This is a genomic window from Hydrogenophaga crassostreae, assembly GCF_001761385.1.
Taxonomy (GTDB): Bacteria; Pseudomonadota; Gammaproteobacteria; order Burkholderiales; family Burkholderiaceae_C; genus Hydrogenophaga; species Hydrogenophaga crassostreae.
The window spans coordinates 1,155,771-1,178,877 of the sequence record NZ_CP017476.1 but is presented as its reverse complement, the minus strand read 5'-3'; the positions used below and the strand labels follow the sequence as shown (position 1 = coordinate 1,178,877).

Below are 23,107 nucleotides of genomic sequence, written 5' to 3'. Positions count from 1 at the left end.
GTTGTCTGTCTCCAGGAATGGGGTTGAATCTGAATGAATGCTGCCATGAATTGCGCAAAGTGAGTCCCATACAGTCAGGAGCCCCTTGAGACACCGAGGGTAGGACGGCGTTGTTACAGTGCACGCCATGTCAGCAGACCTTCAACACCGACTCACGCCCGGCACCATCGCCTTGCTGATCATTCCCCCCTTGATGTGGGCGGGCAACGCCGTGGTCGGCCGGTTGATGCAGGGCGTGGTGCCGCCGATCACACTGAATTTTCTGCGCTGGCTGTTGGCATTCGCCATTTTGCTGCCCACTGCAGGCTGGGTATTGCGCCCAGGCAGCGGTCTGTGGTCACATTGGCGGCGCTTCGCTGTGCTGGGCTTGCTGGGCGTGGGCCTTTACAACGCACTGCAGTACATGGCGCTGAAGACATCCACACCGATCAACGTGACCTTGGTCGCGGCCGCCACCCCCATCTGGATGCTGCTGCTCGGACGGCTGTTTTTTGGCGTATCCATCTCCAGGCGGGCAGCCATGGGTGCGGCGTTTTCACTGGCGGGTGTGGCCACGGTGCTGTCAAGAGGGAGCGTCGAACAACTGCTGCAAGTGCAATTGGTACCGGGAGACGCATGGATGCTGGCCGCCACCCTGGTTTGGGCCACCTACAGCTGGTTGCTCGCTCGCCCCAAACCGGGTGCCGAGCCGGCGGCCATCAAGGCCGATTGGGCCGCCTTCCTCGTGGCCCAAATGGCCATGGGTTTGATGTGGTCAGGCAGCATGACGGCAGGTGAATGGCTTTGGCTGACCAGCGAAGGCCAGGCGGCCAACCAGATCACCTGGGGCTGGCCGCTGGCTGCGGCACTGGTGTATGTGGCGGTCGGACCATCTTTGCTCGCCTACCGCTGCTGGGGTGCGGGCGTGGGCCGAGTAGGCCCCACCATCGCCGGTTTTTTCTCCAACCTCACCCCCCTGTTCGCAGCGGTGATGTCAGCCACGCTGCTCGGCGAGATGCCCAAGGCTTACCATGCGCTGGGCTTTTTGCTGATCGTCAGCGGTATTGTTGTGAGTTCGCGCCGCTAGGGACGGTGTTCCAAACTCGCGCATCGCGGGAGTTTGGAACACCGTCCCTAGGCGAATGTTGAAGCAGTCAGATTGACGGCACGGCCCCGGCTCGCTAACATTACTGACCAGCCAGTCACTAATATGAGCCCAACGACCACCACCGTCAAGCGCGAACGGCGCAAAGAGGCGCGCCCCGGCGAACTGCTGGATGCCGCGCTGTCGATTTTTGTGGCCAAGGGCTTTGCAGCAACCCGGGTTGAAGAGGTGGCGGCACGCGCAGGCGTGTCCAAGGGCACGCTGTTTCTCTATTTCCCCAGCAAAGAAGAGCTGTTCAAAGCGGTGGTTCGAGAGAACATTGCCGGGCGTTTCCCTGAATGGAACGACGAGCTCACCCAGTTTGAGGGCGACAGTTTTTCACTGCTGGCCTATGTGATGCACGCCTGGTGGCAGCGCATTGGCATGACCGAAGCCTCAGGCATCACCAAACTCGTGATGAGTGAAGCGGGCCAGTTCCCTGAGATCGCTGGCTTCTACCAACAAGAAGTCATTGAGCCCAGCCACGCGTTGCTCAAGCGCATCCTGCAACGAGGCATTGACCGTGGCGAGCTTCGCCCGCTCAACATGGAGTACGCCGTCTACAGCTTGATCGCACCCATGATTTTTCTGCTGACCTGGAAGCACGCCATGGCACCTTGCTGCCCGCCATCACAAACCATTGACCCCCTCGGCTTCATCGACACCCAGGTCGACCTGCTCTTCAACGGCATGCGCGCTCAGCCAGCGGCCGACGCCCCCTCATCTCCTTCGTCCACCTGAATCCCATGTCAAAGATCCGCTCGTCCTGGTTGAAATGGCTGTTGGTGGCCGCGCTCGCCGTCGCGCTCGCGCTGGGCGTGGCCCGCGCACTCAACAAACGAAAAACCACCCAGGCCGAGGCTCAGGCGGCGGCAGTGGCTCTGCAGCAGGCCGCCGTCTTCCAGCTTGCGCCCAGCGATGTGGTGACTGTGCGAACTCAGCGCCTGTCTCAGGCAGTGGGCGTATCCGGCTCGATCAACGCCATGCAAAGCGCCTTGATCAAGGCCAAGACGCCGGGCGAGGTTTCAGGCCTGAGCAAGCGCGAAGGCGAAAACGTCGTTGCCGGCGAAGTTCTGGCCCGCATCGATAGCACCGAAGCACAGGCCCGGGTGCGCCAGGCCGAACAACAGGCGGCCGCGGCCCTGGCCCAAAAAGGGATTGCCCAGCGCGCGCAAGACAACAACCAGTCACTGGTTCAAAAAGGCTTTATCTCGTCTACCGCACTCGAGACCTCCAGCGCCAACCTCGCAGCGGCCCAGGCGAACCATCAAGCGGCACTGGCCGCGCTTGACATTGCACGCAAATCGCTTGGCGACACAACCCTGCGCTCACCCCTCGCCGGTCAGATTTCAGCGCGAATGGTTCAGAACGGCGAGCGCGTGAGCATCGATGCCCGCATCTTCGAGGTCCTGGATTTGTCTGCCTTTGAGCTGGAGGCCGCGCTGGCCCCGGTCGATGCCGCTTCCATCAAAGCGGGCCAAACGGCCCAGCTCAAGATAGAAGGACTGACCACACCTGTCAATGCCGAGGTCACCCGCATCAACCCCAACGTGCAGGCGGGTAGCCGAAGCGTGATGGTCTATTTGCGAGTACCTTCTGCTGACGGCATGCGACAGGGCCTTTTTGCCCAAGGCCAGGTTGTGACAGGTGAACTGGAAGGCCTCGCCGTGCCGCTCTCATCGGTGCGCAACGACAAACCGAAACCCTACGTTCAACTGGTGCGCGAAGGCAAAATCGCCTACGTCAACGTTTCGCTGAGCCGCCAGGCACTGCTGGACGGCGAGCCCATGCTGCTGATCGATGAAAGCCCGCAAGGTCTGAAGGCGGGCGATGCCGTCTTACGGGCCCAGGCTGGCGCCATTCGCGAAGGCACGGCCGTGCAGTTGGCCAGCGCCCAGGCCAGCAACTGAGCGCGCAAGCATGTGGTTTACCCAAGTCTCTTTGCGCAACCCCGTGTTCGCGACCATGGTGATGGTTGCACTGATGGTGATGGGGCTGTTTTCCTTCCAACGCCTCAAGATCGACCAGTTTCCCAACATCGACTTTCCCGTGGTTGTGGTCACTACCGAATACCCGGGGGCCTCACCCGAAATCGTTGAATCGGAAGTCACCAAGAAGGTCGAAGAAGCCGTCAACGCCATCTCAGGCGTGAACGCACTGAGCTCGCGCAGCTACGAAGGCCAGTCGGTCGTCATCATCGAGTTTCAGCTGCACGTAGAAGGTCGAAAGGCGGCAGACGACGTTCGCGAAAAAGTCGCCATCCTGAAACCCGCATTCAGAGCCGAGGTGAAGGAACCCCGTGTGCTGCGCTTTGATCCTGCGAGCCGATCGATCTGGTCGCTTGCGGTGGTCCCAGAAAGCACGCCCGGCAAAGTGCCCTCTGCGGTGGAGCTCACCACCTGGGCGGAACAAACGTTGAAGAAACGCTTGGAAAACGTGCGTGGTGTGGGTTCGGTGTCACTGGTGGGTGGCACGAGGCGTGCCGTGAACATCGATCTGGACCCCGCTGCCATGGAAGCACTGGGCATCACGCCCGAACAGATCAACGTGGCCGTGCGCAACGAAAACCAGGACTTGCCGGTGGGCACGCTCAAAGGCGGCAGCCGCGATCGCGTGGTGCAGGTGCTGTCCCGCGTCAAGAACCCGCAGGATTTCGGCAACATCATTGTGGCCAGGCGTGGGGGCAATGCAGTTCGGCTGGGTCAGGTGGCGCGCATCAGCGACGCGACCGAAGAGGTCGAAAGTCTGGCGCTCTACAACGGAGAGCGCACCCTGTTGCTGGCGGTACAAAAAGCCCAGGACGAAAACACCATCACTGTGACCGATGGTCTCAAGGCTGCCGTTGAGGCCATGAACGCCGAGCTGCCGCCAGGCATCCGGCTCGAGCAAATCGCTGACGGGTCGAGGCCGATTCGGGTCTCGGTCAACAACGTGCGCCAAACCCTGATCGAAGGCGCCTTGCTCACGATCATGATTGTGTTTCTGTTTCTGAATTCGTGGCGGTCCACCGTGATCACTGGCTTGACCCTGCCCATTGCCTTGATCGGCACCTTCTTTTTCATGAACCTGTTTGGGTTCACGATCAACATGATCACCTTGATGGCGCTCACGCTGTCGGTGGGGTTGTTGATTGACGACGCGATCGTGGTGCGCGAGAACATCGTGCGCCATGTGCAGATGGGCAAAACGCCTTACCAGGCCGCGATGGATGGCACCCAGGAGATTGGCCTGGCCGTGCTCGCCACCACGCTGTCCATCGTGGCGGTGTTTCTGCCCATCGGTTTCATGGGCGGCATCATCGGCAAGTTTTTCCACGAGTTCGGCATCACCATGGTCGCCGCCGTGTTGATCTCCATGTTCGTCAGTTTCACGCTCGACCCCATGCTCTCCAGCATCTGGCACGACCCCGAGATCGAAAAGCACGGCAAGCATGCCGCACCGACCGGCTTTTACGACAAGACCATAGGGCGCGTGACGGGCTGGTTTGACCGCGTGCAAGACGATCTCGCCGACACCTACCAGGACGCCCTGCGCTGGTCACTGAAACACAAGCTCATCACCCTGCTCCTGGCGTTGTCAACTTTCGTCGGCAGCCTGTTCCTCGTGCCTGTTCTGGGCAGCGAGTTCGTGCCCAAGGCCGACTTCTCTGAGACCTACCTGGACTTCCATACCCCGGTGGGTTCATCGCTGCAGGCCACCGAGGCCAAGACCCGCGAAGTGGAAGCCGTTCTGCGCGGGTTCCCCGAGGTGAAATACACCCTGTCCACGATCAACACAGGTGCCTCGCAAGGAACCATGTACGCCGGTATCTATGTTCGGCTGGTTGACCGCAAAGACCGCAGCCTGGGCGTGGATGCCATGTCGGCCCAGTTGCGCGAGCGTCTGCGCAGTGTCGCGGGCATCACCGTGACCCACGCAGGCCTGCGCGATTCGGTCGGCGGCCAGAAACAGGTGGAATTTTCAGTTCAGGGTGACGACCTGACCGAACTGGAGCGCCTGAGTCAGGACATCTTGACGCGCATTCGCCCCATCGTGGGTCTGGTCGATCTGGACGCCAGCATCAAGGCCAACAAGCCCACGGTCGATGTGGTACTCAAACGCGAGCTCGCATCCGATGCCGGGCTTAGCGCGGCCACCGTGGCCAGCGGTCTGAGAACCCTGGTGGCCGGCCAGACAGTGGGCAACTGGCGCGCCCAGGACGGTGAAAGCTACGACGTCAACGTTCGCCTCGCCCCTGATCAGCGGGCGCGCACCCAGGACCTTATGCGCCTGCCTTTTGTGGTTGGCACTGCAGCCGATGGCAGCGCCCGGGTGGTGCGGCTGGCACAGGTGGCCGATGTGATCGAGGGCACCGGGCCCAACCAGATCAACCGGCGCAACCTGAACCGGGAGGTCGCGATCAATGCCAACGTGTACGGACGGTCGGCCGGTGAGGTATCCACCGAGATCCGGAAGGTCCTCGACACCGTGCGGTTCCCACCGGGCTACCGGTACGAATTTGGCGGATCCACCAAAAATATGCAGGAATCGTTCAGCTATGCGATCTCGGCACTGGCACTGGCCATCATCTTCATCTACATGATCCTGGCCAGCCAGTTTCAGAGCTTTCTGCAACCGCTGGCTTTGATGAGCGCCTTGCCGCTGACGCTGATTGGCGTGGTGCTCACCCTGATGATGTTTGGATCCACCATGAGCATGTTTTCGGTGATTGGCATCGTGTTGCTCATGGGTCTGGTGACAAAAAACGCCATCTTGCTGGTCGATTTCGCGATCCGGGCCCGCAACGGCCTTGAAGGCGAAGCCCCATTGCCAAGGGAGGCCGCGCTTCTGCTGGCCGCCAAGGTGCGTTTGCGCCCCATTCTCATGACCACCCTCGCCATGGTCTTCGGCATGGTGCCCCTGGCTTTTGCGCTCACCGAAGGCTCGGAACAGCGGGCGCCCATGGGGCAGGCTGTGATTGGCGGCGTGATCACTTCATCTGTTCTGACCCTGGTCGTCGTCCCGGTGATGTACTGCTACATGGACGATCTGGCCAACTGGATTCGCCGGCTGGCCGGCCTGGCACCGGCGCGGGAGCCGCTGCCCATGCAAGGAATTGAAAGCGACGCTCGCTAAAATGAACAAACATCGGCTAATATACCCACCGGAGTATCAAACATGACATCCATTCAAACCGCTCAAGAGCGTGCCCGCTTCAACATGATCGAGCAGCAAATCCGCCCCTGGGAGGTCCTCGATCCCCGGGTATTGGCCTTGCTTGACCAGATCAAGCGCGAAGACTTCGCGCCCGCCGCACACAAAGCGCTTGCATTCACCGACATGGCCCTGCCATTGACGCAACCTGCGGTCGAAGGCCAGGCCATGCTGGCTCCACGGGTGGAAGCCCGTTTGCTTCAGGAACTGAGTGTTCAGCCAAAAGACAAGGCACTTGAAATAGGCACAGGCAGTGGTCACATGGCGGCGATGCTCGCCAGCCTGGCCCAGCGAGTGGTTTCTCTGGAAATTGACGAATCGCTGGCCCGCATTGCGCGCGGCAATTTGCAGCAAGCCGGCATCACCAACGCCGAGGTGCGCGTGGCCGACGCCGCCGCCAACGCCTTCGCTGCCTGCGCCACAGAAGCCCCCTGGGATGTGATTTTGCTCAGCGGCTCGGTGGCTGAAGTGCCCCCAGCCTTGCTGGCGATGCTGGCACCCGGCGGGCGCCTCGCCGCCATCGTGGGCCAGGAACCCGTGATGCGCGCCACTTTGATCACCCGCACCGGTGACGCCGCCTTCACCACCACACAGCCGTGGGACACCGTGGCACCGCGTCTGCGCAACATGCCAGAACCATCCCAGTTCAAGTTCTGAAGCCTCAATTGCTCGCGCCCGTACTGCCATGATGTCCATTCACCCCGCTCAACTGAACGACTGGCTCGCCAGCGCCCAACAAGAGGGCTCCAGCGAGCGCCTGCCTGTGGTGCTCGATGTGCGCGAGCCCTGGGAACTGCAAACCGCATCGGTCAAGCCCGAAGGCTTTGAACTGGTCGCCATGCCCATGCGCAGCGTGCCTGCCCGTTATCTCGAACTCGACCGCGACCACCCCGTGGCCTGTCTTTGTCACCATGGTGCGCGCAGCGCGCAGGTGGTGCACTTCCTGATGCAACAAGGGTTCACTCAGACCGTGAACATCCATGGAGGCATCAACGCCTGGTCCAGCGAACGCGATCCCGCCGTACCGGTGTACTGATCCTCAGCCACCCTGAACGCCCGAAGGAAAATCATGAAAACCGCCCCACTGTCCCGCACACACAAGCGGCCCAACGCCCTCCACTCGCCGCGCTTCAGGCCCGCAGCGATGGCGGCACTGCTGGTGCTGGGTGTCTTTTCATCGGCACAGGCTCAGAGCTTGGTGGACCTGTATCAGGCTGCGCAGCAAAACGACACCAGCCTCCAGGCCTCGCTGGCCCAACTCAATGCCGCCCAAGCCAAAGGCGAGCAAGCCAAGGCCGGCAACCGCCCGCAAGCCGGGCTGGCCGCAGGCGCCAACTGGGCCAATGTGAACACCAGCCTTTCCTCAGGCTCCACCGCCGCCAACAACCAGAACATTGGTGTAGTGGCCAGCCAGCCCTTGTACCGCCCAGTCAATGGTTTCGCTGAAGAGCAGGGTCAACTGGCCATAGCCATTGCCCGAGCCCAGCTCGCCGCGGCCGAACAGGATCTTCTGGTTCGCACCGCCCAGGCCTACTTTGATGTGGTGGCGGCCCGCGACACCTTGAGCTTCGTGCAAACCCAGAAGAAAGCGGTGGCCGAACAACTCGCATCCGCCAAACGCAATTTTGAGGTGGGCACCACCACCATCACCGACTCGCGTGAAGCCCAGGCGCGGTTCGATCTGGTCGGCGCCCAGGAAATCGCTGCCAGCAACGATCTTCTCGTCAAGAAGCTGGCCCTGGACCAGCTCGTGGGCAAAACCGATGCAGATCCCAAACCGCTGGCCAGCCAGTTGAACCTGCCCGAGCTCCAGCCCGCCAACGTACAAGAGTGGGTGACCCGCAGCCTGCGTGAACATCCGGTGGTGCGCCAGCTCGACAAAAAATTCGACATCGCTGAGCTCGAGGTCATGAAGGCCCAGGCGGGTCACAAGCCCACGGTAGACCTTGTCGGTCAGTACCAGATCACCCATGCGCCCAGCAGTTCCTTCCCCGCTGCAGGCAACTTCCGCACCAATACCGCCAGCGTGGGCGTGCAGCTCAACATGCCGCTGTTCGCCGGATACGCGATCCAGAATCGCGTCAAAGAAACTTTGGCACTGGTCGAGCAGACCCGTGCAGAGCGCGAAACAGCGCTGCGCAGTCTGGTGCAGGGGGTTCGCACGGCGTTCTATGGTGTGCAATCGGGCCAGAGCCAGGTCAAAGCACTGGAAGCCGCAGAGGCCTCGAGCCAAAGTGCCTTGGAGGCCAACCAGTTGGGCTACGAAGTCGGCGTGCGCATCAACATCGATGTGCTCAACGCCCAGAGCCAGCTTTTCCAGACGAAGCGCGATCTCGCCCAGGCGCGCTACAACGTGCTGGTGGGCCAGTTGCGACTGAAGCAGGCCAGTGGGGTGCTCAAAGCCGAAGACCTTCAGCCCATCAATGCCCTGCTGGCGCCCTGAGCAAACGCCGAACAAATCAATGGCCGGCATGCCCCATACCGCTGGCAGGCGATCGCTGCGCTAAACTGCGAAGCCTCGTGGCGTGGGCATCTGGCCCCACGTTACCGGCTTCAGAGAAGGGTCTTTCATGCAAGAAGCGGTCAATGTGCTGTGCATCAAGTGGGGCAAGAAATATGGCCCCGACTACGTCAACAAGCTGCACAACATGGTTGGGCGGCATCTGCATCGGCCATTCCGTTTTGTCTGTCTGACCGATGACGGCGAAGGTATCGACCCGGCGATTGAAGTCAAGCCGATCCCCATGGTGGGCTTTGACGAATTCGATCAGCGCAAGCCCTGGACCTTTGGCCACGGCTGGCTCAAGCTGACCAGTTTCACAGCCCCGCTGTATGACCTGACGGGGCGCACCCTCTTCCTCGACCTTGACATCGTCATCGTTGACAGCCTCGACCCTTTCTTCGATCGCGAAGGTGCGTTTGTGGTGATCAAGGAATGGGACAAGAAGGACGAAACTGGCAACACTTCCTGCTACGTCTACACCATCGGCGCCCATACCGATGCGCTGGAGCACCTGAAAAACGACTACCCGGCGTCGGTCAGCGCGGTGCGCAATGAGCAGGAGTTCATCACCCAGTTTCTGGCCCGCCAGGGCAAGCTCAGCTACTGGCCCGAAACCTGGTGCCGCAGTTTCAAGCGCCATTGCCTTCAACCCGGCATCATGGGCTGGTTCAAACCCCCCACCGTGCCTGAAGGAGCCCGCATCATTGCTTTCCACGGCAAACCCAACCCGCCAGACGCCATCGCCGGTGTGAGTGGCAAATGGTACCGCCGCATCTTGCCCACCCAGTGGGTCGCCGACCATTGGCAATAACGGCCCCCAGCTGGAGCCACCGCGGCTACCGGCTGTTGATGCGGTGCCTCAGCCCAATGGCGCTTGCCTGGCTGTGGTGGCGGGGTCGAAAAGACCCCGGCTACCGCGCAAACCTCGACCAGCGCCTGGGCAAGATTGAACCCGCACCGGCCTCGATTCATGGCCTGTTGATCCACGCAGCATCGGTGGGTGAAGTACAGGCAGCCCAACCGCTGATTGCGGCATTGCGTACCACTTGGCCTGACCATGCCATCACGGTCACCACCCAAACACCAACCGGCGCCCGTGCGCTTCGCAAGCACTGGGGTGACGCGCTGCAGCACCTGTTCTTCCCGGTAGACACCACGTCGGCAACCACCCGTTTTCTTGATCGATTGCAGCCCCGTCTGGTGGTGGTGATCGAGCGCGAGGTCTGGCCCGAATGGTTGCTGCAGTGTCAGGCGAGGGCGATTCCGGTCGCGCTGGTCAACGCACGCCTGACAGAACGATCGGCTCGGAGCTATTTGCGCGCCAGGGGTTTGATGACCCCAGCCTGGCGGAGCCTGGCGTTGGTCGCAGCGGCCGATGCCGACAGCGCCAAGCGTTTGATTGGGTTGGGCGTTACCAGCGGACGTACCGTGGTCACAGGCAACCTGAAGTTCGATCAGCCCGGACACCCATCCGGCGCCAACAACCCCTTGCCGCACACCAATCGCCCGATGGTGGTCGCCGGGAGCACCCATGAGGGTGAAGAGTCGGCCTTGCTTGATGCCTGGCCGACGCTGTTGTTGCAGCACCCCGACGCGCTGCTGGTGATCGTGCCGCGGCATCCGGAACGCTTCGATGAGGTGGCGAAGCAAGTCGAAGGCCGAGGCTTCGCTTTTGCCCGCCGCAGTCGCAACGAAACGCCCGATTCGGACACCAGCATCTGGCTGGGCGACACCATGGGAGAGCTCGGGCACTGGTACGCCCGATCCAGCCTGTGTTTCATCGGTGGCACCCTGATCCCCATCGGCGGCCACAACCCGCTGGAAGCCCTTGCCGTGGGCAAACCGGTGCTGTTCGGTCCGCATACACAGAATGCCGCTGAAGTGTATGGTGCCCTTGCCCGAACCGAGGCGGGTCGGCCCGTCGCCTCTGCCGATGAAGCCATACTGCGCGCATCCGAATGGCTGAGCCAGCCTGATGCCCTGCATACACGCGGGCAGGCAGCATTGGCTTTTGTCGCTGCCCAGCAGGGCAGCAGTGCCAGCACCCTTGATGCGTTGACCGAACTATGGGTGCCGCTGGATCCTCATCAACTCCACGCAGTCATCGAGCACAAAGACGGCGGCACAACCACTTGGCACAACCCCCTTCTGCTTGACGACGCTCGTGCCTCTCACGCATTCGACCCACCAGGCCGCGATGCTGTATCGCTTGCCACCGGCAGTGGACGCGGCCAGGCACAGCAGCTCAAACTGAACGGGCATGAGGTGGTGCTGCGCCACTACCGCCGAGGCGGAATGGTCGCGCGCTTCAACCCGGACCGCTACGCTGGCAGCGCGCCGCGGGACAGCCGGGCCATGCGTGAATTCAGCCTATTGCGGTGGATGAAAGCGCGTGGCTTACCCGTTCCAGCGCCAGTGGCTGCACGCCAGCAATCGGTTGGAAAAAACTACACGGCCGACATCATCGTAGGCATGCTCCCCAACAGCCGGAATCTGGTTCAACGCTTGGCTGAAGCGACGCTGAGCGATGCCCACTGGTTGGCCGTGGGCACCGCCATACGAACCCTTCACGACGCACAGGTGTTTCACTCCGACCTGAACGCACACAACCTTTTGCTGGACAGCGATGGCCAGGCCTGGATCGTCGATTTCGACAAATGTGATGTGCGCTCAGGTGGCGACTGGAAGGCCGCCAACCTGGAGCGGCTTAAGCGCTCCTTGCGCAAGGAGCGGGATCGTCTACCTCGATTCCACTGGAGCGAAGCCGATTGGAACCTGCTTCAAGCCGCCTATACCGGCAAGTCCCCCCTGCCCTGAAACCCGGGTGTGTTCGATCAGCCGGGGTCCGTTGAGCGGCCGGCGACACGCCCGATGCGCGATGCCGAGGCCATCATCAGTGCAGACATTACGATAAAAAAGTGGCTTTCGGTAGAAAGCCAAAACGAGCTGTGCGTCATGTTGGAGACCAGCATGATGGCCACGAAGCCCAACATCAATCCGCGGTGCACCGGGGCAACTTCAAAAGCCCTGCGCGCGATGGCAAAGATGTACCAAAAGAACAATGCCAGTCCAAGCAGGCCCAGTTCAAAATAGAACAGCAGAAACTGGTTGTGCGGGTGTGGGCACACCACGGCACAAAACGCGGGGTCTTTGAAATAGGACTTCGCAAACACCGGGTAAGACCCTGTCCCCGCACCCAGGAAGGTCATCTTGGTTGAGCCACTGGTCATGAAACGCCAGGTTTCGATACGGGCGCCAATGGAGGTCACCGCAGACAAGCTGCTGCTGTGAGCCTCTTTCAGGGCCAGATTGGTGCGCTCTTGAAACTGGGGTGAGACCGCATACACCACCACCACCAGCATCGCCGCCACCGTCACCGTGCCCATGGCGGCTTTGATGTGCCCGCCCAAGGCCGAGAATGCAAACACCAATGCCGCAAAAAACACGCCCAGATAGCCAGTTCGGCCCTGGGACAGCACCAAAATACTGGTGGCCGACATGGCGCACACGAAGCCCCAGAAAAAAGCCTGTCCACGGCTCTTTGCCTTGATGGTCCACATGGCGGTCAAACAGACAAACAGCGACATCATGATGCCCTGTGCGATGTGGTCCTTGAAGACAGTGTGGTCCACACCGAACCCCTGGTTATGGGTTTGCGACCACGGTAAATCAATCCACACGTTCAGCCAGGTTGAGACCAGTGTGATCAGCATCGCCAGTCCAAAGGCATGCCAACAACGTCCACGAACCGGGCGACTCACCAGCAGGGCCATAAAAACCGGCAAGATCAAAAACTTGGAGTATTTCTTGAAATAACCCACGATTTCATGCCCTGAGGCGGGCGACCAAAAAGTGGCAACCACCACCAGAACCGCCAGGAAAAACGCCGGTTTGGTAATCGGGTTGCTCCACGCCTGCGAGAGAAAAGGCTTCCAGTCAACCAGCCGCATGCTGAGCAACCAAAGCACCACGGCCAGCGCCATGGTGACGTTGGCCAGCGCCACCGACATGGGAAAGGAGAAGAACATGGCCACCAAAGACCACTCCGCAGCCCGTCGCGACCAAGGCTGTTGATCCGTTGCAACCAACGGTTTCACATCGCCGCCATTGTCTTGACGATCAAGCATTCACACTCCATCGGAGAAGTCCCATCCAACGCCCCACCATGCGAGCCAGCAATTTGGGTGAAAAAAACAAGGCTCGAAATGGGATATTCAAGGTCGTTGTGAACAACAGCCACTGCCGCAAACCCAGCGCCCGTGCGGCGGACTGGTGCTTTTTAGCGAATATCAGTTTCGACTGTGCATGGTGAAAGCCCCGACCATATTCACTTCGCCAGGGATGAGCACCCCGCACAGAGCCGCGCGAATGATGCACCGCCTTGACATCGGGCACCACGACGATGGGGCGCTGAGCCTTGAACAAGCGCAGACACAGATCGTCGTCTTCGTAGTACAAAAAGAAATGCTCGTCAAAATACCCAACATCGTCAAAACGGTCGCGGCGCATGAGCATGGCGGCACCGCAGACGAAACCCACACACGCGGGCCCAGTTGCAGGGTTGCCCTCTGACGGCCAAAGCGTCTGTGGCCAGCGGTAGTTCACCTCCGGCTTGCCACCCACACTGACCAGCTGTGGCGCCAAAATTGCAAACTCCGGATTCTCCTCTGCCATCTCCACCAGCTGCAGCAGCCCTTGTGCGGTCATTTCGCAATCGGGATTGAGCAGAAAGGCCAAAGGCGTGCTCACCCGCACCAGCGCACGGTTGTTGGCGGCACCGAATCCGAGGTTCCTTGGGTGGGACAAAACTTGCGCCTGCGGCCAAAGGCGAGCGGCTTGCGCTGGCGTGCCATCGAGGCTGCCATTGTCCGAAACGATCAGGTTCTTGCACTGACCCAACAAGCCATCAAGCGCAGGCAGGCAGTGCGCGCTCTCGTGGGTCACCACGATCACCGTCACCTGGTTCAGCGCCTCAGAAAACGACACGGTCGCTCCTGATGAATGGGACACACTCATTGACAACGTTTTCCGCTCAGTGCGTGCTTGCACCGATCACGGCCTCGGGCTTGACTTGCTTGAGCAAAGCCAGCATGGCCGTTTCAATGCGTTGCAGCGCCTCAGGCGACTGACCCTCGAAACGCAACACCAATACGGGCGTGGTGTTGGATGCACGGATCAGCCCGAAACCATCGGGCCAGTCAACGCGAACGCCGTCAATGGTCGAGGTTTTGGCAGGCGCATCGAACTGAGCCAAGGCCACCATTTTTTCAACCAGGGCATGCGGTTCCCCTTCAGCGCAGGCGACGTTCAATTCGGGGGTGCTGTGGCTGGTGGGCAGCGCATCCAGCACCGCACTCGGATCCTCGCTGCGGCTCAAAATCTCCAGCAACCGTGCACCTGCATAAGTGCCATCATCGAATCCGTACCAGCGCTCCTTGAAGAAAATATGCCCGCTCATTTCGCCACCCAGCGGGCTGTTGAGCTCCTTCATGCGGGCTTTGATCAGCGAATGTCCGGTCTTGTAGATATGAGCCACGCCACCCGCCGCTTCAATGGCTGGCGCAAGGCGCTGCGAGCACTTCACATCAAAAACAATGTCGCCACCCGGTACGCGACTCAGCACGTCCTGGGAAAACAGGATCATCTGCCGATCCGGATAGATGTTGTTGCCCTGCTTGGTCACAATACCCAGCCGGTCGCCATCACCGTCAAAGGCCAGGCCCAGTTCGGCATCGGTTTCGCGCAGTGTTCGCATCACATCCGCGAGGTTTTCAGGCTTGCTCGGATCAGGGTGGTGATTGGGGAAGTTGCCATCGACTTCGCTGAACAGCTCGATCACTTCGCAACCCAGCGCGCGGAAAATGCCCGGAGCGGAAGCCCCCGCCACGCCGTTGCCGCAATCCACCACCACTTTCATGGGTCGAGACAGCTTGATATCACCCACGATGCGTTCCCGGTAAGTGTTCAGCACATCCACATGCCGCACTTGCCCGCCCGCTGACGGGACGCCCGATTCGGTTTCCATCATCTTGCGGAGGTTTTGAATGTCTTCACCGTAAATGGCTCGACCGGCCAAAACCATCTTGAAACCGTTGTAATCTTTTGGGTTGTGGCTACCAGTGACCTGAATCCCGCTGGTACACAAGGTGTGGGCGGCGAAATACAACATGGGCGTGGTTGCCAGGCCGATATCGATGACCTCCACGCCCGCAGCAACCAGGCCTCGAATCAGGGCCGAAGACAGCGCAGGACCGCTCAGCCTGCCATCGCGGCCCACGGCCACGGCGTGTTCACCAAGCGCCTTGGCTTGTGTGCCAAATGCCAACCCCAAGGCTTCGGCGACGCTTTCGTTGAGAGACTCAGGAACAATGCCACGAATGTCATAAGCCTTGAAGATGGAAGCCGCGAGTTGCATGAGATGTCAGGGGTTGTAGCCGATCCCTCCATTGTAGGTCGCGGGGGATCGGCTTACGCCGTGCACAGGTCCGAAAACGACCAGTAAATACCCCCACAAAGCTCTACCATCGAGCCATGCCATCGCAAAACCCCCACATTGACGCAGACGCCTGCTACCGCGCCCTGTGCTCCCACGATGCGCGGTTCGATGGGCAATTCTTTACCGCCGTGACGTCAACAGGCATCTATTGCCGCCCGGTTTGCAGGGTTCGCACACCCAGGCGTGAAAACTGCCGCTTCTTCGAACATGCCGCGCAAGCCGAGCAAGCCGGCTTTCGGCCATGCCTGCGCTGCCGCCCGGAGCTGGCCCCACTGGATCGTCATTGGTCGACCGAAGACGCGGGAACCATCCTTGCCCAGCAAGCCACCCGCTGGCTCGACGACCCCCATGTCTGGGCCAAAGGGGACGAGTCCAACCGCACCGTTGCCCGACTTGCGACCCGGCTGGGTGTCAGCGACCGCCATCTGCGCCGCATCTTCGACTCGCACCTCGGCCTTTCCCCTTTGCAATACCTGCTGACCCGCAAGCTGCTGACTGCCAAACAACTGCTGACCGATACAGCCCTGCCGATCACCCAAGTGGCACAGGCCAGTGGCTTTTCCAGCCAACGGCGTTTCAATGCAGCGTTTTTGGCCCACTACCGGCTCAAACCGACCCAGATGCGGCGGTTGCCTCCTCAAACCGAAGGTCGTGCCGACAAACCCGTCGCACTCGCCTGGCGCCCACCCCTCGATAGCGCTGCCCTCATGCGCTTCTTCGCACAGCGACAAATCGGCGGCGTCGAATGGGTCGAATTGGGCGATACCCCTTGCCTGAGGCGTACCCTTCGCATCGACGCCGGCGGCATCACTCATCGTGGCTGGTTCTCGGTGCGTCTTGAGCCACAACACCACCGTGCCAAGCTTCATGTCAGCGACAGCCTGCAGGCCGTTCTACCTGCTGTGACCTGGCGTGTGCGAGCCATGCTGGATCTGGATGCCGACCCAACGGCCATCAACGCGGTGCTGAACAAGCCGTTTCCTGAAGGCAATGGGCTGCGCGTACCGGGCTGCGTCGATGGTTTTGAACTCGCGACGCGCGCCATTCTCGGCCAGCAGATCACCGTCGCTGCCGCGCGCACGCTGGCGCAGCGGCTGGTCGAACTGCTGGGTGAGCCCGTCACAACCCCGTTCGCCGAACTCCAGTGCCTGTTTCCCACGCCCGAGGCCATCGCTGCGGCCTCTCCCGATGTGCTCGGTGCGATCGGCATCGTTAGGCAGCGGCAAAAGGCCTTGCAGGCATTGGCCGAATCGATCACCACAGGCGCTGTTGACCTGAGTCCCCACGCCAATCCCAAAACCACAATCGAAGCCTTGCAAGCTTTGCCAGGCATAGGTCCATGGACCGCGCAGTACATCGCGATGCGCGCCTTGCGCTGGCCCGACGCCTGGCTGGTGGGCGATGTGGCGCTGACCAAGGCCCTCGGGCTGCCCGACCACCGCGGTCGCGAGGCACAACGCGAGGCGGAGCGCCTGTCTCAAGCCTGGCGTCCCTGGCGCAGCTATGCCGTGATCCGTGCCTGGGCTGCGCCCGCAAAACCGGGCCCATCCACCAACCCTTCAGAGGTCACGCCATGAAATGGCCCACTCATGCTGTTCAATCCACCTGGGATTCCCCGCTCGGGCCGATCAACCTGTGTGCGACGCCACAAGGGCTCGCGGGCCTGTGGTTCCATGACCAGCGCCACCGGCCAGACGGCAAATGGTTTCAGCACTGGGCCATCGACAACCAACAACCTGTCTTGCTTGAAACCCAGCGGCAATTGCGCGCTTTTTTTGACGGTGCGCTCAAACGCTTTGATCTGCCACTCGACCTGATGGCGGGCACGCTTTTCCAGCGCGATGTCTGGGCCGCCTTGCAAGGCATTCCGGGTGGTGACACCCGCAGCTACGGTGAAGTCGCTCACCAGGTGGGTCGTGCTGCGGCGGTTCGTGCCGTTGGCGCGGCTGTAGGGCGCAACCCCATCAGCATCGTTGTGCCTTGCCACCGCGTGGTGGGTGCCAATGGCGCGCTCACCGGATACGCCGGTGGCCTCGATCGAAAAACAGCGCTGCTGCAACTGGAAGGCGCAGCCGTTTGGCGCAACACAAACGCATCAATGCCCGCATCGAATGTCAACAGTCCCAATGCTTGAGACGCGATGAATCGGTGCTTCCCCATCCATACTCCTGTCCATGTCACCCACACTCATCGCTGAATTCGTGTTGCTGGCGGCACTCTGGGGCTCTTCCTTCCTCTTCATGCACCTCGGGGCAGCAGAGTTCGGCGCCCTGCCCACTGCCGGCCTTCGCGTGAGCCTGGCCGCGTTGTTTTTGCTGCCCGTGTTTCTGGTCAGGGGCATCTGGGCCGATTTCAAACAACGTGCAGGGAAGATTCTGTTGGTGGGTGTGCTCAATTCGGCCCTGCCCTTCGCGCTTTTTTCCTATGCGGTGCTGCACATCGCCACTGGCTTGACCGCCATCCTCAACGCCACCGTGCCTCTTTCAGGCGCCCTGGTCGCCTGGCTTTGGTTGAAGGACAAACCCGACGGCTCTCGAATCCTCGGGCTCGTGATCGGTTTTGTGGGCGTCGCACTGCTGGTGCTCGGCAAGTCAGGTTTTGACGTCCCTTTTTCGGGCAATAGCGGTTCCGCAGGATCCACTTTGATCGCCATGGGTGCATGCCTGCTGGCCACACTTTGCTACGGTATCGCTGCCAGTTTCACCAAACGCAACCTGTCGGGCGCTCAACCCCTGGCCACTGCGGCCGGTAGCCAGATTGGCGCCAGCTTGGCGCTCGCCTTGCCCATGATCTGGTGGTGGCCTGCTCACCCCGTCAGCCACACCGCCTGGCTGGCGGTGGCTGTCGTGGCGTTGTTTTGCACATCCATCGCCTACATCCTGTTTTTTCACCTCATCGAACGGGCCGGGCCCGCCAAAGCGCTCACGGTGACCTTTGTGGTGCCGGTGTTTGCGATGTTGTACGGTGCCGTGTTCCTGAGCGAGTCCATCACGCCATGGACCATCGGATGCGGTTTGGTGATTCTGGTCGGAACAGCACTGTCCACAGGCATGTTGCGTTTGCGGGCCCTCGCGCCCTCTGCCTGAGTTTCGCCAGTCGCCATCGACAACTTCCCGCTCATGGCGCTGGCGTTTGCCCGCTTGTGTCCAATCAACCAGACATGAAAAAGCCGCTCAACTCTTGCGAATTGAACGGCTATCCATTTTTGGCGGAGTGGACGGGACTCGAACCCGCGACCCCCGGCGTGACAGGCCGGTATTCTAACCAACTGAACTACCACTCCGCAGTGGTGCAGCTTTTGCCTGATGCTGTGAAGCTTCAAGCCAAGTGCCACAAACTTGGCGACCCTACGGGGATTCGAACCCCGGTACTCACCGTGAAAGGGTGATGTCCTAGGCCTCTAGACGATAGGGTCAAAACCTTGGAACTAACCGAACTCGGAATTCTAGCATCGCTTACCGCGTTGTTTCGAACCTCAAGCCAAAATTTGGTGGAGGTAAGCGGGATCGAACCGCTGACCTCTTGCATGCCATGCAAGCGCTCTCCCAGCTGAGCTATACCCCCACAGGGTTTGCAGCTTCACATCGGCGTTTTGCAACGTTCAGTGTGAATCAGCAAGCCTCAAATTATAGACCACTTTTTAGGATTTTTGAAGTCGATTCAAAACTGTTTGCTGATTTTGCAGTTCCAGCACCGCATCCAGTGACGGCGTTTGCGCCGTACCCATCACCAACACCCGCACCGGCATGGCCAATTGAGGCATTTTGATGCCGTGTGCAGTGGTGGTTTCCTTGATCGCGGCCGAGATGCTGGCCTTGTCCCAAGCGCAACCCGCCAGCTTTTCGCCCAGCGTTGCCAACGCTGGACGAATGGCATCGGTCACGTGCTGTGCCAGCTCGGACTCGGCCGGATGGACATCCGCGTAAAACGCAGCGGCCCAATCCGCCAGAGCCACGGTGGTGTCGCAACGGTCTTTGAACAAACCACAAATACGTGGCAAGCGGTCATCGGCAACGATGCCTTTCTTCCCCAGTTGAACGGCCACCAGATCGGCCAAGGCCGCATCGTCCATGGCCTTGAGGTGTTGCGCATTCACCCAGCGCAGCTTGGCCTCGTCGAACTGCGCGGCGCTGCGCCCCAGGTGGTCCAGGTTGAACCATTCCAGAAATTGTGCGCGGCTGAAAATTTCGTCGTCACCATGGCTCCAGCCCAGGCGCGCCAGGTAATTCACCATGGCGTCGGGCAAGTAGCCTTCTTCGGCATAGGCCGTGACGGGCTTGGCGCCGTTGCGCTTGCTCATCTTCTCGCCTTGCTCATTGAGCACGGTGGGCAAATGGGCGTACACGGGCGGCTCCTTGCCGAGCGCGCGGAAGATGTTGATCTGGCGCGGCGTGTTGTTCACGTGATCGTCGCCACGCACCACATGTGTGATCGCCATGTCGAGGTCATCAACCACCACGCAGAAGTTGTAGGTCGGCGTGCCGTCGGGGCGGGCGATCACGAGGTCGTCGAGCTCGTCATTCTTGATTTCAATCAGGCCTTTGACCTTGTCTTCCCAGGCCACGACCCCGCCTTGCGGATTCTTGAAACGCAAGACCGGCTTCACGCCCTCCGGCACTGGCGGCAACACCTTGCCGTCTTCCGGGCGCCAGGTGCCGTCGTAGCGCGGCTTTTCCTTGTTGGCCATTTGCCGCTCTCGCAAAGCATCGAGCTCGGCCATGCTCATGTAGCAGGGATACACCTGACCCGCACTCACCATCCCGGCCAGAACTTCCTTGTAGCGGTCCATGCGCTGCATTTGATAGAACGGGCCTTCGTCATGGTCGAGCCCCAGCCACTTCATGCCTTCGATGATCACGTCCACCGCAGCTTGCGAAGAGCGCTCCACGTCGGTGTCTTCGATGCGCAGCACAAAAATACCACCGGTTGCCCGGGCAAACGCCCAGGGATACAGCGCCGAGCGGATGTTGCCCAGGTGGATAAAACCGGTGGGCGATGGGGCAAAACGGGTACGTACAGTGGTCATGTTCAAAAAGAGGTGAGGCCGCGGTCGAGATCGGCGGTGATGTCTTGCAAATGCTCCAGGCCCACGGCCACGCGAATCAGGCCTTGCGTCACACCTGCGTTGGCGCGTTGCTCGGCGGTGAGACGACCGTGCGAGGTGCTGGCCGGATGGGCGACCAGCGTTTTGGTGTCACCCAGATTGGTGGAAAGCGACAACACCCGCATGCTGTCAAGCACATGGAATGCTCGCTCGCGGGCCTGCTGATCGCCGCCGGCCTTGACCTCAAACGACAACACCGCGCCGCCCAAAGCCGATTGCTGGGCCATGGCCAGGACGTGTTGAGGATGGCTCTCCAAGCCTGGGTAGAAGACCCGGGACACAGAAGGATGGCTCTCAAGCCATTGCGCCAGCGCCAGCGCACGGGCCGACTGGGCCTGCATGCGGATGTCCAACGTCTCCAAGCCTTTAAGCACCACCCAGGCATTGAATGGTGCCAATGTCATGCCAGCGCTTTTCAGCACAGGCAAGAAGGTCTTGGTCACCAGTGCTTCGCTGGCGCACAAGGCGCCGGCCATCACACGGCCTTGACCGTCGAGGTATTTCGTGCCCGAGTGCATCACGATATCGGCGCTCAGCGCCATCGGACGCTGCAAGGCCGGCGTGGCGAAACAGTTGTCCACGCACAGCAAAGCGCCTGCGTTGTGGGCGATGTCGGCCAACGCGCGGATATCGCACACCTCTGTGAGGGGGTTGGTCGGTGTTTCAGCGAACAACAGCCTGGTGTTCGGTTTGATTGCCGCTTGCCAGGCGGCCGCATCGGCCTGCGGCAAAAAGCTGCTCTCAACACCGAACCTGGCGAGGTCGGAGCCGATGAGCTTGATCGTCGAGCCAAACATCGAACGCGAGCACAGCACATGGTCACCCGATTTCAGCAGGCCCATGCACATCATCAAGATGGCCGACATGCCCGACGCAGTCGAGATGCAGGCTTCAGCGCCCTCCAGCGCTGCCAGGCGCTGCTCAAAGCTGGACACCGTCGGGTTGCCGTAGCGACCATAGGTGTAACCGTCTTCTTCGCCGGCAAAGCGACGCGCAGCGGCTTCGGCCGAAGGCTGCACATAACCGCTGGTCAGGAAGAGCGCCTCGGAGTTTTCACCGTAAGCGGTGCGCTCGACCGCCGCGCGTACGGCCAGCGTATCGCGGTGCAAATTGTCGTATTCAGGAGGGAGCGATGCCATTGCCTCAGAAGCCTTTTTCAAGCGTTTTGCGAGTTCGGCAAGGCCAGACGCGAGGTGTCTTCTTCACCCTCTTCAGCTTGGTCGCGCCCCTGATTGAGACGAAGAATATCGTCAGCGGTGATGTCACCGGTGACGTAAACGCCGTCAAAGCAAGAAGCGTCAAAACCGGCCAGCTTGGGATTCAGGGCGCCAATGACGCTCTTCATCGCGTCCACGTCCTGGTAGATCAACGCGTCGCAACCGATGCTCTCGCGGATCTCATCGGTCGTGCGGCCGTGTGCAATCAACTCGTGCGGTGTGGGCATGTCGATGCCGTACACGTTGGGAAAACGCACCGGAGGTGCGGCACTGGCCAGGTACACCTTGTTGGCGCCCGCATCCCGGGCCATTTGCACAATCTCTCGGCTGGTCGTTCCGCGAACGATGGAGTCGTCCACCAGCAACACGTTGCGGCCCTTGAACTCGCTGGCCACCACGTTGAGCTTCTGGCGCACCGATTTTTTGCGAACACCCTGACCCGGCATGATGAAGGTGCGGCCCACGTAGCGGTTTTTCACAAACCCTTCCCGGTATGGCAAGCCCAGCAGCTGCGCCAACTCCATCGCGCTCGGGCGCGATGATTCAGGGATCGGAATCACCACATCGATCTGGCTCGGCGGCACGTTGGAGATCACGCGCTTGGCCAGCGTCTTGCCCAGATTCAGTCGAGCCTGGTACACCGAAATGCCGTCCATCACAGAGTCGGGGCGGGCCAGATACACATACTCAAAAATGCAAGGGTGGTGGCTGATTTTTTCAGCACATTGCTGAAACTGCACGTCGCCGCCTTCGCTGATGTACACCGCTTCACCGGGATCCACATCGCGCAACAGGTCAAATCCATTGCCGTCCAACGCGACCGACTCGCTGGCCACCATCACACCGGCGTCCGACTGGCCAACACACAGGGGGCGAATACCAAACGGGTCGCGAAAAGCCAGCAGGCCATGGCCTGCGATCAGTGCGATCACGGCATAGGAGCCTTTGATGCGCTTGTGTACGTTTTTGACCGCTGCGAACACCTCGGCGGGCTTGAGCGTGATCCCGCGCGAGATTTTCTCCAGCTCATGGGCCAGCACGTTGAGCAACACCTCGGAGTCGCTGTCGGTGTTGATATGCCGGTGGTCGGTTTGAAACAACTCTTGCTTCAGTTCCTGCGCATTCGTCAGATTGCCGTTGTGCACCATCACGATGCCAAACGGCGCATTGACGTAAAACGGCTGCGCTTCTTCTTCACTGTAGGCGTTGCCCGCGGTGGGGTAACGCACTTGACCCAGCCCCACATTGCCCGGCAGCGCGCGCATGTTTCGCGTTCGAAACACATCGCGAACCATGCCTTTCGCCTTGTGCATGTAGAACTTGCGATCTTGCTCAGTCACGATACCGGCGGCGTCTTGCCCCCGGTGCTGAAGCAACAGCAACGCGTCATAGATCAGTTGATTGACCGGCGCTTGGCTCACCACGCCTACGATTCCACACATGTTGGGTCCTTACGGAATAAAAAACACTC

General features: G+C 60.7%; 18 protein-coding genes and 3 tRNA genes. 12 read left to right on the top strand and 9 right to left on the bottom strand.

What is annotated here, in order from left to right; genetic code table 11:
* Positions 1-127: 127 nt before the first annotated feature.
* From LPB072_RS05570 to LPB072_RS05530, 9 genes are all read left to right on the top strand, one after another.
* The gene (locus LPB072_RS05570) at positions 128-1,066 is read left to right on the top strand and encodes a DMT family transporter (protein WP_066088587.1); all 939 of its coding nucleotides are present in this window, start codon (positions 128-130) and stop codon (positions 1,064-1,066) included.
* Positions 1,067-1,189: 123 nt separating this feature from the next.
* Positions 1,190-1,864, top strand: coding sequence for a TetR/AcrR family transcriptional regulator (locus LPB072_RS05565; protein WP_066088584.1), 675 nt, complete (start codon positions 1,190-1,192; stop codon positions 1,862-1,864).
* 5 nt (positions 1,865-1,869) lie between these two features.
* Complete coding sequence (locus tag LPB072_RS05560) at positions 1,870-3,033, top strand: efflux RND transporter periplasmic adaptor subunit (RefSeq protein WP_066088581.1); 1,164 nt, start codon at positions 1,870-1,872, stop codon at positions 3,031-3,033.
* Positions 2,954-6,238, top strand: a complete 3,285-nt coding sequence (locus LPB072_RS05555) for an efflux RND transporter permease subunit (RefSeq protein WP_407927784.1) — start codon at positions 2,954-2,956, stop codon at positions 6,236-6,238. Before LPB072_RS05560 ends, LPB072_RS05555 begins: the two co-directional genes overlap by 80 nt.
* Before the next feature lie 42 nt (positions 6,239-6,280).
* Positions 6,281-6,973, top strand: coding sequence for a protein-L-isoaspartate O-methyltransferase family protein (locus LPB072_RS05550; protein ID WP_066088566.1), 693 nt, complete (start codon positions 6,281-6,283; stop codon positions 6,971-6,973).
* Between the two features lie 28 nt (positions 6,974-7,001).
* Positions 7,002-7,352, top strand: a complete 351-nt coding sequence (locus LPB072_RS05545; protein WP_066088563.1) for a rhodanese-like domain-containing protein — start codon at positions 7,002-7,004, stop codon at positions 7,350-7,352.
* A gap of 33 nt (positions 7,353-7,385) precedes the next feature.
* Positions 7,386-8,759 (top strand): TolC family outer membrane protein, encoded by a 1,374-nt coding sequence (locus LPB072_RS05540; protein WP_082876837.1) that lies wholly within the window; start codon positions 7,386-7,388, stop codon positions 8,757-8,759.
* 127 nt (positions 8,760-8,886) lie between these two features.
* On the top strand, positions 8,887-9,630 hold the full coding sequence (locus LPB072_RS05535; RefSeq protein ID WP_066088560.1) for a glycosyltransferase: 744 nt from the start codon (positions 8,887-8,889) through the stop codon (positions 9,628-9,630).
* Between the two features lie 56 nt (positions 9,631-9,686).
* On the top strand, positions 9,687-11,636 hold the full coding sequence (locus tag LPB072_RS05530; RefSeq protein ID WP_197508909.1) for a 3-deoxy-D-manno-octulosonic acid kinase: 1,950 nt from the start codon (positions 9,687-9,689) through the stop codon (positions 11,634-11,636).
* A 17-nt stretch (positions 11,637-11,653) separates the two neighbouring features.
* Here LPB072_RS05530 and LPB072_RS05525 read toward each other — a convergent pair whose 3' ends face one another.
* The 3 genes from LPB072_RS05525 to LPB072_RS05515 are packed head-to-tail and all read right to left on the bottom strand — an operon-like array spanning position 11,654 to position 15,234.
* Positions 11,654-12,946, bottom strand: a complete 1,293-nt coding sequence (locus LPB072_RS05525) for an O-antigen ligase family protein (RefSeq protein WP_066088557.1) — start codon at positions 12,944-12,946, stop codon at positions 11,654-11,656.
* Positions 12,939-13,805: a glycosyltransferase family 2 protein gene (locus LPB072_RS05520; RefSeq protein ID WP_231943435.1), complete on the bottom strand. Its 867-nt coding sequence runs from the start codon at positions 13,803-13,805 to the stop codon at positions 12,939-12,941. Before LPB072_RS05520 ends, LPB072_RS05525 begins: the two co-directional genes overlap by 8 nt.
* 46 nt (positions 13,806-13,851) lie before the next feature.
* Entirely contained in the window at positions 13,852-15,234 is a 1,383-nt protein-coding gene (locus LPB072_RS05515) for a phosphomannomutase/phosphoglucomutase (protein ID WP_066088551.1), read from the bottom strand.
* 116 nt (positions 15,235-15,350) lie between these two features.
* On the opposite strand from LPB072_RS05515, the gene LPB072_RS05510 reads away from it, so the two are divergent.
* The 3 genes from LPB072_RS05510 to LPB072_RS05500 are packed head-to-tail and all read left to right on the top strand — an operon-like array spanning position 15,351 to position 18,401.
* Positions 15,351-16,892 carry an AlkA N-terminal domain-containing protein gene (locus tag LPB072_RS05510; protein ID WP_066088548.1) on the top strand — a complete coding sequence of 514 codons (1,542 nt, stop codon included), beginning with the start codon at positions 15,351-15,353 and terminating at the stop codon, positions 16,890-16,892.
* Complete coding sequence (locus tag LPB072_RS05505; RefSeq protein ID WP_066088545.1) at positions 16,889-17,449, top strand: methylated-DNA--[protein]-cysteine S-methyltransferase; 561 nt, start codon at positions 16,889-16,891, stop codon at positions 17,447-17,449. The genes LPB072_RS05510 and LPB072_RS05505 overlap by 4 nt, the downstream gene beginning before the upstream one ends.
* Positions 17,450-17,489: 40 nt before the next feature.
* A complete protein-coding gene (locus LPB072_RS05500) occupies positions 17,490-18,401 on the top strand; it encodes a DMT family transporter (protein ID WP_066088542.1) in 912 nt (303 codons plus the stop codon).
* Between the two features lie 120 nt (positions 18,402-18,521).
* Here the strand turns inward: LPB072_RS05500 and LPB072_RS05495 are convergent.
* The 6 genes from LPB072_RS05495 to purF all read right to left on the bottom strand — a co-directional run bounded on the left by LPB072_RS05495 (position 18,522) and on the right by purF (position 23,078).
* Positions 18,522-18,598: transfer RNA gene (locus LPB072_RS05495), tRNA-Asp, on the bottom strand.
* 56 nt (positions 18,599-18,654) lie between these two features.
* Positions 18,655-18,730 (bottom strand) — tRNA-Glu (locus LPB072_RS05490).
* Positions 18,731-18,803: 73 nt separating this feature from the next.
* Positions 18,804-18,879 (bottom strand) — tRNA-Ala (locus LPB072_RS05485).
* A 76-nt stretch (positions 18,880-18,955) separates the two neighbouring features.
* The gene (gltX, locus tag LPB072_RS05480; RefSeq protein ID WP_066088539.1) at positions 18,956-20,341 is read right to left on the bottom strand and encodes a glutamate--tRNA ligase; all 1,386 of its coding nucleotides are present in this window, start codon (positions 20,339-20,341) and stop codon (positions 18,956-18,958) included.
* Positions 20,342-20,343: 2 nt separating this feature from the next.
* On the bottom strand, positions 20,344-21,558 hold the full coding sequence (locus tag LPB072_RS05475; protein ID WP_066088536.1) for an O-succinylhomoserine sulfhydrylase: 1,215 nt from the start codon (positions 21,556-21,558) through the stop codon (positions 20,344-20,346).
* Positions 21,559-21,575: 17 nt separating this feature from the next.
* Entirely contained in the window at positions 21,576-23,078 is a 1,503-nt protein-coding gene (gene purF / locus LPB072_RS05470) for an amidophosphoribosyltransferase (protein ID WP_066088532.1), read from the bottom strand.
* Positions 23,079-23,107 lie beyond the last annotated feature (29 nt).

Excerpts from the sequence above, each read along its gene's own strand:
- LPB072_RS05555 (WP_407927784.1), top strand. The coding sequence starts at position 2,954 with ATGCCGTCTTACGGGCCCAGGCTGGCGCCATTCGCGAAGGCACGGCCG.
- LPB072_RS05550 (WP_066088566.1), top strand. The coding sequence starts at position 6,281 with ATGACATCCATTCAAACCGCTCAAGAGCGTGCCCGCTTCAACATGATC.
- LPB072_RS05565 (WP_066088584.1), top strand. The coding sequence starts at position 1,190 with ATGAGCCCAACGACCACCACCGTCAAGCGCGAACGGCGCAAAGAGGCG.
- LPB072_RS05530 (WP_197508909.1), top strand. The coding sequence starts at position 9,687 with ATGGCGCTTGCCTGGCTGTGGTGGCGGGGTCGAAAAGACCCCGGCTAC.
- gltX (WP_066088539.1), bottom strand. The coding sequence starts at position 20,341 with ATGACCACTGTACGTACCCGTTTTGCCCCATCGCCCACCGGTTTTATC.
- LPB072_RS05560 (WP_066088581.1), top strand. The coding sequence starts at position 1,870 with ATGTCAAAGATCCGCTCGTCCTGGTTGAAATGGCTGTTGGTGGCCGCG.
- LPB072_RS05500 (WP_066088542.1), top strand. The coding sequence starts at position 17,490 with ATGTCACCCACACTCATCGCTGAATTCGTGTTGCTGGCGGCACTCTGG.
- LPB072_RS05515 (WP_066088551.1), bottom strand. The coding sequence starts at position 15,234 with ATGCAACTCGCGGCTTCCATCTTCAAGGCTTATGACATTCGTGGCATT.
- LPB072_RS05505 (WP_066088545.1), top strand. The coding sequence starts at position 16,889 with ATGAAATGGCCCACTCATGCTGTTCAATCCACCTGGGATTCCCCGCTC.
- LPB072_RS05525 (WP_066088557.1), bottom strand. The coding sequence starts at position 12,946 with ATGCTTGATCGTCAAGACAATGGCGGCGATGTGAAACCGTTGGTTGCA.
- LPB072_RS05510 (WP_066088548.1), top strand. The coding sequence starts at position 15,351 with ATGCCATCGCAAAACCCCCACATTGACGCAGACGCCTGCTACCGCGCC.
- LPB072_RS05545 (WP_066088563.1), top strand. The coding sequence starts at position 7,002 with ATGATGTCCATTCACCCCGCTCAACTGAACGACTGGCTCGCCAGCGCC.
- LPB072_RS05535 (WP_066088560.1), top strand. The coding sequence starts at position 8,887 with ATGCAAGAAGCGGTCAATGTGCTGTGCATCAAGTGGGGCAAGAAATAT.
- purF (WP_066088532.1), bottom strand. The coding sequence starts at position 23,078 with ATGTGTGGAATCGTAGGCGTGGTGAGCCAAGCGCCGGTCAATCAACTG.
- LPB072_RS05570 (WP_066088587.1), top strand. The coding sequence starts at position 128 with ATGTCAGCAGACCTTCAACACCGACTCACGCCCGGCACCATCGCCTTG.
- LPB072_RS05540 (WP_082876837.1), top strand. The coding sequence starts at position 7,386 with ATGAAAACCGCCCCACTGTCCCGCACACACAAGCGGCCCAACGCCCTC.
- LPB072_RS05475 (WP_066088536.1), bottom strand. The coding sequence starts at position 21,558 with ATGGCATCGCTCCCTCCTGAATACGACAATTTGCACCGCGATACGCTG.